This is a genomic window from Ferdinandcohnia sp. SAFN-114, from assembly GCF_059415045.1.
This window is the reverse complement of the sequence record NZ_JBPFDQ010000077.1, coordinates 1-8691: the sequence shown is the minus strand read 5'-3', so window position 1 is coordinate 8691 and position 8691 is coordinate 1. Positions and strand designations below refer to the sequence as shown.

The window sequence follows — 8691 nt, the reverse complement described above, 5'->3', positions numbered from 1 at the left end:
TTCGTATACCTTTATACTGCAAATTTAAATAAAAGCATCCGCATTCCTTTTTTGCGTATGCTTTTATTCCTTTTTGATTTAAAAATAATACAGAAATGGTTAATTTTTACATTCCATAATGAGTTTAAAACGATTTATTCCATTTATTGGGCTTTGCGAATGCCTTTATACTGTCAGTTTAGCTAAAAGCATCCGCATTCCTTATTTTCGTATGCTTTTATTGCTTTTTTATTAAAAAATGATGCACAAATGGATAATTATTACATTTCATATCGATTTTAAAACGATTTATTCCATTTATTGGATCATACGAATGCCTTTATACCGCAAATTTATATAAAAGCATACGCATTCCTTATTTTCGTATGCTTTTATCACATTTTGACTTGAAAACAATACGCAAATGGGTATTTATTACATTTTTCATCCCCGTTTGAAACGTTTCCCAACTGGAGGCTACAGTTTTTCCAGTTGTTGGTTAACCCCAATTAAAAGAAATTATAATCTTTTCGCACCTAAATAGCGTGATTGCCAGTAGTTAATCGTCATTTCATCAATACTTACACCATCGGTGGAATCGGCATGGATAAATTTATTGTCGCCAAGATAAATACCAGCGTGTGATGGACCTGGTTTATAGGTTTGGAAAAAGACTAAGTCCCCAACACTTGGTGCCGACACACTCGTACCTTGATTCCATATACCAGTAACAGTTCGTGGGATGTTAACTCCTTTTTGCGCAAACACATATTGTAAAAAACCACTACAATCAAATCCACTTGGTGACGTTCCACCCCAGACATATGGAACCCCCATGTAATCCATTGCAATAGATATCACACTGCCATCAACTGGCGGTGTTTCAATTGGTTCAACGGCGGTTTCATCCGTTTTGTTAGTCGAATTTGGCAGTGTCTGAGCTGTAACCACAGTTACTTTTTTAATGGTTAGCCCCCTGACATTTTTGTTTTTCATAATGTGATCGATTGTTTCGTCAGTGGCAAGCCCGTTTGATTCTAGGTTGAACTTTTTTTGATATGCCTTCACACTTGCCTCCGTGACGGATTCAAACTTCCCATCTACTAAACCACTATAATAGTTTAATTTGTGTAATTTGGATTGTAGCTGTTTGACCTCAGGCCCCTCGTCACCAACAGAGTAGAAAGGGGGCTTTGGCTGTATGATGACTTCATTTAATTTCTCTAATGTTACTTCTCCAGCAATTCCGTCAACCTTCAAATCATATAATTCTTGAAATCTCTTTACAGCTTCTTGAGTAGTTTCTCCATAGTGACCATCGATTGTTTCATAATAAAAATTTAATTTATGTAATTCGAATTGAAGAAAACGGACTGGATATCCGGTATGACCATAGCGTAATTCCTGATTTGTATCGAATTGATAGTTTTTATCTAGTAATGGATCCAAATTCTGCTTTTCAGTTGCATCAGCTGCGAGTGGGGAGCCGAAGAAAAATCCAGCAGCTAGAGATGTCACGACAATGGCTTCGCGTGTTCCATAGCTTTTTTTCATAGAAGACCTCCTTGGTGTTTGCGAAAGCAAAATAGTATAGTTTTCGAAAGTTTGTTGTAGAGAAAGGCTATGGATTTGAGTTGAGTACGATAACTCACTTAAAAAATGTATTACTTTTTCCAATCCTTAGTACAACAAAAGCGAAAACAACTCTTAATGAACACACATTTATGATATTGAGTCAAATAAGTCATTATGACATAAGTTCGGATAATTAGTACTAAAGCGCTAAAATAAGACAAGGACTAATCGGTAATATAAGTTCTCACAATGGATATATGGTTATTTCGTGTGCTACAATTACGATAGTATACTCAGTAGGAGAAGGAGCGGTAGATGTGAAAATTAAATCAATTGAACCAACACCTAGTCCGAATACAATGAAAATCATTTTAGACGAGGAACTACCAAAGGGGAAAAGCAATAATTATAAGAAAGAAAATATAGATCAAGCACCACCTCTTATTAAAGAAATATTGGCAATAGAGGGTATTAAAGGAGTCTATCATGTAGCAGATTTCCTAGCGGTTGAACGAAATGCGAAGTATGACTGGCAGGAGCTGCTGCCAAAGGTTCGAAAGGTTTTTGGGGAGGTTGTCGTAGAAGGCGAAAACGAAGCTCCAAAGCTGGATGAGCATTTTGGAGAAGTAAAGGTTTTTGTTCAAATGTACAAAGGTCTTCCAATGCAGGTTAAGCTTCATGACGGTGAACAGGAATTCCGATTTGGATTACCTGATGTTTTTCGGGAAGCATTGCTACGTGCACAAGAGGTTTCAGGTAATGTTGTGTTAGAAAGAGAATGGAAGGAACAAGGTGTTCGATATGGCAATCATGAAGAAATAGGGAAAGAGGTTGTCGATGAGCTAGCTGCTGCATATCCCAAAGATAGACTTGACCGCATTGTTAAACAGATTTCAGAGCAAACTTCTGCTCCAACTATCCAAAAAAGACAATCCTATAAAGTTACTTTGGAGATGTTGGAAGATCCTGAATGGACAAAACGCTATGCAAGTCTCGAACAAATGGATCCAAAAGAGGAGGATATTCCTGTCCTTGCTAAAGCATTGAAAGATGAAAAACCGTCTATTCGTCGTTTAGCAACTGTGTATTTAGGGATGATTGAAAAGCCTTCAGTGTTACCTTATTTGTATGAGGCTTTAAAGGATAAGTCTGTTACTGTTAGAAGAACAGCAGGTGATTGTTTATCAGATATCGGTGACCCTGCTGCAATGGAAGCAATGTGTGAGGCATTGAAGGATCCGAGTAAGCTTGTAAGATGGCGCGCAGCAATGTTTTTATTTGAGGTTGGAGACGATTCTGCATTAGATGCTCTAAAAGCCGCTGAAAATGACCCGGAATTCGAAGTGAAAATGCAAATCAAATTAGCCATCGAACGAATCGAGGGTGGAGAAGAAGCAAAAGGTTCAGTATGGAAGCAAATGACCGAAAGCCGAAATAACTAATTGGGTTTCATCCGTGTTTCATTAAACATTCTGGGGGTTAACTCCAGAATATAAAAAACATTGATATTGATTGGATGTTTGAAAATTGATTTTGCTTGGTCATCTATAGTATGCTAAGTTTATCGAATTTGAATTGGAATTGGGAGGGATTTATATGTCAATGGCATATGATGAATATATGAAGCAAATTGTGAAGCCGATGCGCCAAGAACTTGTTGTTGCTGGATTTGAAGAGCTTCAAACAGAAGAAGAAGTAGAAAACTTCATGGAAAAAACAGAAGGTACTACATTAGTTGTAGTAAATTCTGTATGTGGTTGTGCTGCTGGACTTGCAAGACCTGCAGTTACTCAAGCAGTTCTTAATAACGAGAAGAAACCAGACCACCTTGTAACTGTTTTTGCAGGTCAAGATAAAGACGCAACAGCTAAGATGCGAGAGTATTTTGAAGGCATCGAGCCATCATCTCCATCCATGGCCTTATTAAGGGGCAAGGAAGTTGTTCACTTCATTCCAAGACATGAAATTGAATCAAATTCAATGGAAGCAATCATGGAAAACATAACTTCCGCATTAAATAAGCATTGCTAAAAATAGAAGTTCAAAAAGGATGTCACTGCGACATCCTTTTTTGTTCAAATAGGTGATTATATGGTTGTAACGACAGCAGGAAGAACAAATGATGAGATGATTGAGTTGGCGAAAAAAACTGCATTGGAACTCAATGTTTCTTTTATCGAGAGGAAAAAGCGTTCTATCGCAAAGATACAAGAACAAACCAACGAAGATGTTCTTGTTGTGGGAAAAAATAGAATTGAAATCTATCCTTCTCATGGTGATGAGCCACTATTCTTCCATCCGAACTCTGCTATGTTTCGCATGAAAAGAATCATGAAGGGGGAGCATGATCCCTTTATTCAAGCATCAGAACTTACCCAAGGTAACTCAATTTTAGATTGTACCTTAGGCTTGGGGTCGGATAGCATTGTAGCAAGTTTCGTTGTGGGTGAATCAGGAAAAGTAGCCTCCCTTGAAGGAAACAAGTATTTGTATTATCTATTAAAGGGAGGGTTAAAGAGCTGGGATACCGGAAATGCGATCATGAACGAAGCGATGGCTCGAATTGATGTGATGCACGATACTTATGAAAGCTTTTTAACAATCTGTCCCCCGAATAGCTTTGATATTGTGTATTTTGACCCAATGTTTGAGGAGACAATTGAAGAATCAGAAGGGATAAGTGCTTTACGTAATTTCGCAATTTACTCTACAATAAGTCCTGAAGCGATTGAAGCAGCAAAGCGAGTTGCGAAGAAAAAAGTAGTACTAAAAGATCATTGGAAAAGTGAACAATTTGAAAAGTACGGTTTTACCGTTTATAAACGAAAAACTGCAAAGTTCCATTTCGGAGTGATTGAGGTTTAAGAGGGATTACTGCCTTCGGTTAATGCAGGATATTTTGCCACACCTTTGGATACTTTAAATAACGTACGGAGGTGATGAACATGGCAAAACGTAAAAAGGATCCTTCAACAATCGGATTAGGCTCTTCAGATGTGGAGGGACAAGGTACTACCAATCAAGAAACTGGACAAATGGAAATGGATTCGTCTAGACGCAAGAAAAAGAAAAAGATGTAACTAAAAAGTTGTATTACATATTCGTACAAAAATAAAGCCCGCTTAAAAAGCGGGTTTTGTCTATTCAGTCACACAACAAGTTATAAAATAAAGTAATGTAACAACACATGCAATACCAAAAATCCAATCCATTTTAACGAATCCACCTTTCAAATATGTATAGTATCCCTATTTTATCAAATATTGAGGATTTTATGAACTTTAATTTTACGAAGGATGTATTTCATGTCCTTATAATGTGGAGGTTTTGATGATTTTCCATGATGGGCATTTATCCTTATTTTTTTATGATTTCTTAATTTCATAGTAAAAATTTTTGCTAGATTGTGTTAAAATGACGATAAGGGTAAATGTTGAAAGGGCGTTTTCGTTATGAAAAAATGGTTGCGAAAAGCATTAGTCGTCTCATTTTCTATTTTAACTCTTGGTTTGGTAACGCCACCACCGGCTCTCACTATGCAGCAGGCGGATGCCGATAAGCCAAGTAAGTTAAATTCGATTAATGACCAAAATGCTGAGTCGAAGCTATATTCCAATTTTGAATCTGATTATGGATATGACAGTAAAAACTTTGTTACATATGCGATGTCACAGGCTGAAACAAAATCCTTCGAGAAATTTGGGAGTAGAATAGGGCCTGTTATTGAAGATGAATTCCGTAGTGCAATCTTGCCGAAAATTGAAAGTGTAATTGAATTATTAGCCGAGCAATATCCAAGTGAAGAACTTGGACATCTTGAGATTTCAGAGCAACCGTCTGGTGGAAATGGGGAAAAGATTTTCCATATTTTCGATAAAACGTCTGGGAATGATATTATCCGTTTTCATGTAAGAAGGGATCATCCACCACAGGATGGCTATTGGTTTAACTTCCACTACCATACACATCATGATGGATTCCAAACACATCATACATTAGGTGAAATTTATTGGGATAAAAATACTCCGCCAAAATGGCTTAGTTAATAAAAGAGGAAAAGCAATCCAGAAGTCGATTATTCGCTCCTTTGGATTGCTTTTTTTGTCCGTATTTTTCCTTCTTGAAGAACTTACCACTCCTAGTCTAGCAGACTCATATTTCTGAATATGGTATACTATTATTACCATTTTAAAAGAAGAGTGCGCTTTAGCATCACGATTTTATTCATAGATTAAGGAGAGCATTCTTATGCATAAAACGTTTATTCTTACGCTTCTATTTGTCCTGGTAGGTTTTACCTATCATCCTGGTGAAGCGTCTCCTCATGGGGTTCCACTAAAAGATTATCAATCTCTCACACTATATACTGAAACATCGAATCTTAATAACTACGAAAAATTAAAAAACATCATAGTATTACCTGAAACTAGATTTAATGAGTCTGCCGCAGCAAAAATGATTGAACGTGTGAACCATATTGATGAACTTATCTTGCAAGGACTGGTTGACAATGGTGTAGTGCTGAAGCTGTTTACAGGTAATTTAACGGACGAGCCTACAGCTGCCTATCTAAAAGGAGAAAAGCCGCGTGGCTATAGTGAAAATGGACCGACTTGGGACGATGTTCCGGGAATTGGTGGATCAGAAGTTGTACTAGCCAAAATCGGATCTAGTGAAAAGGGAAATGGCCATGGTTCTATTAATTTAGAGTTGCATGAATTGGCCCATTCGATTGATAATTTTGTATTTGGTACAATCAGCAATGATCCCAATTTTTTAACCATTTTGCAAAAGGAAGTCTATCAATTATTCCCGGATCGTTCTTATTTTAGTGATTATCCTGAAGAATATTTCGCAGAAAGCTTTGCAATGTATTATCTGTCGGATCAGACAAGAGAAGAATTAAAACTTGCAGCGCCAATGACACACCAGCTTTTTAGTGAATTAAGCAAAACTCAGCAATGAATTCGAATGCTATTTGTAGTAATATAGTAGAATGAAGTTCATGCAAGGAGTGAATCTATTGAAACATGGTGAAAATGCGTACCTAGATCTATTAAAGCATGTTCTTGAAAAAGGTACGAAAAAAATGGATCGAACAGGGACAGGAACGGTTTCAGTTTTTGGCTATCAGATGCGTTTTAATTTAAGTGAAGGCTTCCCTTTGCTAACGACGAAGAGAGTTCCATTTCGTTTAATTGCGAGCGAACTACTTTGGTTTATTAAAGGTGACACGAATATCAGATATTTACTGAAAAATAACAATAATATCTGGAATGAGTGGGCTTTTAAAAATTGGGTTGAGAGCGATGAATACAAAGGTCCAGATATGACGGATTTCGGAAACCGAAGTCTGGTTGACTGCGAATTTAATGAGTTGTATCAAGCTGAAATGGACAAGTTTAAATCTCGTATTTTAGAGGATGATGACTTTGCTACAAAATATGGAGAACTTGGTCCAGTTTATGGGAAACAATGGAGAGCGTGGGAATCATCACGTGGTGAAACCATTGACCAGTTAAAAAATGTCATCAATCAAATTAAAAATAACCCAGATAGCAGACGTCATCTTGTCGTCGGATATAATCCGGGTGATGTTGAATTCATGGCACTACCACCTTGTCACAGTCTGTTTCAATTCTATGTGGCCGATGGGAAATTGAGTTGTCAGTTGTATCAGCGTTTGTAAATGAGCGCCTTTAGGGAGAAATCTCTATAGAAAACCTACCTAAACGGGGAAACTCTTGCAAAAGACAATCCCGTGCTAAATTGTTTCAAATTGAAACATAAATGCCGAACGACTATCCCATTTGGGAGTACACCTAAGCAGGTGGAAATGGTAGGGGTCCATCATTGGATCGTGATATAGTCTCATCTGTATGGCGACATACAGCAGTTCATAAGTGAACGGGCTAGGCTTAGCGAACCTAGTCGAAGATCATGTCAGGCGACCTTTTTCTCGGAATCCCCTTCAACATCGCAAGTTATGCTCTATTAACTCATCTAATCGCATTTGAATGTGGATTAGAGGTAGGGGATTTTATCCATACGATTGGAGATGCCCATATTTACACAAACCATATCGAGCAGGTGAATTTACAGTTAAGTCGTGAGCCACGTCCGTTCCCGGCATTAAAATTAAATCCTGCAGTTAAATCTGTTTTTGATTTTGAAATGGATGACATTGAAATCGTTGGGTATGAACCACATCCAACTATTAAAGCACCAGTTGCCGTATAACATAATTCAGCAGAATTCCCTACCTTTATTAGTGGGGAGGACTGAAAAAAGTGTTCAAATTTGCTTGGAGCGACTGAAAAAAGTTATAGCCTCCGGCGGATCCACGATTTTTCAAAGGATTTTTCGAGCTGTAAAATCAAAGACTAAGAACGCCACATCCTGTGGCAACGTCTATATGACCCACTTCCTGTAGGTCTAAAAATCTGGCGCAAATATGCCAAGACGTATTTGATTGTAATTCCTATTTCTATGATCCTAAGGTATAATCGACCTTAGGATCTTTTTAGTTAGGAGAATATATATGATATCATTACTAGTTGCAATGGACAGAAACCAATTAATCGGCAAGAACAATGATCTACCATGGCGTTTACCTGCAGATTTAGCTTATTTTAAAAGAGTAACGATGGGGCATACCATTATTATGGGACGTAAAACTTATGATTCAATCGGACGCCCCCTTCCAGGACGTGAAAATATTATCGTAACACGTGACACTTCGTATAAGGCAGAAGGCTGTAAAGTGATTCATTCCATCGAGGAAATTGTAAAAATGAATCAACAAACTGACCAGGAGCTATTTGTAATCGGCGGGGCGGAAATTTTTAAAGAAATCCTACCACATTCAGACCGTCTGTACATAACTGAAATTAATAAAGAATTTGAAGGAGATACCTATTTCCCAGCGTTTGAAAAAGACAAGTGGAAGGTTATTTCAAGAGAACAGGGGATTAAGGACGAGAAGAATCCTTATGATTATACGTTTTTGGTATACGAAAAAATCCCACAAAATTAATGAAAGCAAACAAAAACGCTATGATTTTGAACTGACCTAGCCAAATGAGACATATATAAAACACCTATCCATATTAAATTTAACACTTTTTCATTAATTTG

8 protein-coding genes and 2 pseudogenes are annotated in these 8691 nt (G+C 37.4%); 9 read left to right on the top strand and 1 reads right to left on the bottom strand.

Going from position 1 to position 8691, the window contains the following annotated elements:
• Positions 1–498 precede the first annotated feature (498 nt).
• Positions 499–1533 (bottom strand): C40 family peptidase, encoded by a 1035-nt coding sequence (locus ACR65M_RS20455; protein ID WP_341331108.1) that lies wholly within the window; start codon positions 1531–1533, stop codon positions 499–501.
• A gap of 338 nt (positions 1534–1871) precedes the next feature.
• Here ACR65M_RS20455 and ACR65M_RS20450 point away from each other — a divergent pair, with 338 nt between their 5' ends.
• The 9 genes and pseudogenes from ACR65M_RS20450 to ACR65M_RS20410 all read left to right on the top strand — a co-directional run bounded on the left by ACR65M_RS20450 (position 1872) and on the right by ACR65M_RS20410 (position 8590).
• Positions 1872–2996, top strand: a complete 1125-nt coding sequence (locus ACR65M_RS20450) for a conserved virulence factor C family protein (RefSeq protein WP_440274248.1) — start codon at positions 1872–1874, stop codon at positions 2994–2996.
• Positions 2997–3150: 154 nt separating this feature from the next.
• Positions 3151–3585: a BrxA/BrxB family bacilliredoxin gene (locus ACR65M_RS20445; protein ID WP_341331110.1), complete on the top strand. Its 435-nt coding sequence runs from the start codon at positions 3151–3153 to the stop codon at positions 3583–3585.
• A gap of 60 nt (positions 3586–3645) precedes the next feature.
• Entirely contained in the window at positions 3646–4419 is a 774-nt protein-coding gene (locus ACR65M_RS20440; RefSeq protein WP_341331111.1) for a class I SAM-dependent methyltransferase, read from the top strand.
• 80 nt (positions 4420–4499) lie between these two features.
• Positions 4500–4634 (top strand): YuzL family protein, encoded by a 135-nt coding sequence (locus ACR65M_RS20435; RefSeq protein WP_440274247.1) that lies wholly within the window; start codon positions 4500–4502, stop codon positions 4632–4634.
• 372 nt (positions 4635–5006) lie between these two features.
• Positions 5007–5600 carry a YpjP family protein gene (locus ACR65M_RS20430; RefSeq protein WP_341331113.1) on the top strand — a complete coding sequence of 198 codons (594 nt, stop codon included), beginning with the start codon at positions 5007–5009 and terminating at the stop codon, positions 5598–5600.
• A gap of 202 nt (positions 5601–5802) precedes the next feature.
• On the top strand, positions 5803–6519 hold the full coding sequence (locus ACR65M_RS20425) for an anthrax toxin lethal factor-related metalloendopeptidase (protein ID WP_440274246.1): 717 nt from the start codon (positions 5803–5805) through the stop codon (positions 6517–6519).
• A gap of 58 nt (positions 6520–6577) precedes the next feature.
• A pseudogene (locus ACR65M_RS20420) lies at positions 6578–7237 on the top strand (thymidylate synthase); the annotation flags it as partial.
• A 260-nt stretch (positions 7238–7497) separates the two neighbouring features.
• Positions 7498–7794, top strand: a pseudogene (thyA, locus tag ACR65M_RS20415) (thymidylate synthase); the annotation flags it as partial.
• 301 nt (positions 7795–8095) lie between these two features.
• The gene (locus ACR65M_RS20410; protein ID WP_341331115.1) at positions 8096–8590 is read left to right on the top strand and encodes a dihydrofolate reductase; all 495 of its coding nucleotides are present in this window, start codon (positions 8096–8098) and stop codon (positions 8588–8590) included.
• Positions 8591–8691 lie beyond the last annotated feature (101 nt).

What these genes read in the sequence shown, in the direction of transcription:
- ACR65M_RS20455 (WP_341331108.1), bottom strand. Translation starts at nt 1,533, where the DNA reads ATGAAAAAAAGCTATGGAACACGCGAAGCCATTGTCGTGACATCTCTA.
- ACR65M_RS20445 (WP_341331110.1), top strand. Translation starts at nt 3,151, where the DNA reads ATGTCAATGGCATATGATGAATATATGAAGCAAATTGTGAAGCCGATG.
- ACR65M_RS20440 (WP_341331111.1), top strand. Translation starts at nt 3,646, where the DNA reads ATGGTTGTAACGACAGCAGGAAGAACAAATGATGAGATGATTGAGTTG.
- ACR65M_RS20435 (WP_440274247.1), top strand. Translation starts at nt 4,500, where the DNA reads ATGGCAAAACGTAAAAAGGATCCTTCAACAATCGGATTAGGCTCTTCA.
- ACR65M_RS20430 (WP_341331113.1), top strand. Translation starts at nt 5,007, where the DNA reads ATGAAAAAATGGTTGCGAAAAGCATTAGTCGTCTCATTTTCTATTTTA.
- ACR65M_RS20425 (WP_440274246.1), top strand. Translation starts at nt 5,803, where the DNA reads ATGCATAAAACGTTTATTCTTACGCTTCTATTTGTCCTGGTAGGTTTT.
- ACR65M_RS20410 (WP_341331115.1), top strand. Translation starts at nt 8,096, where the DNA reads ATGATATCATTACTAGTTGCAATGGACAGAAACCAATTAATCGGCAAG.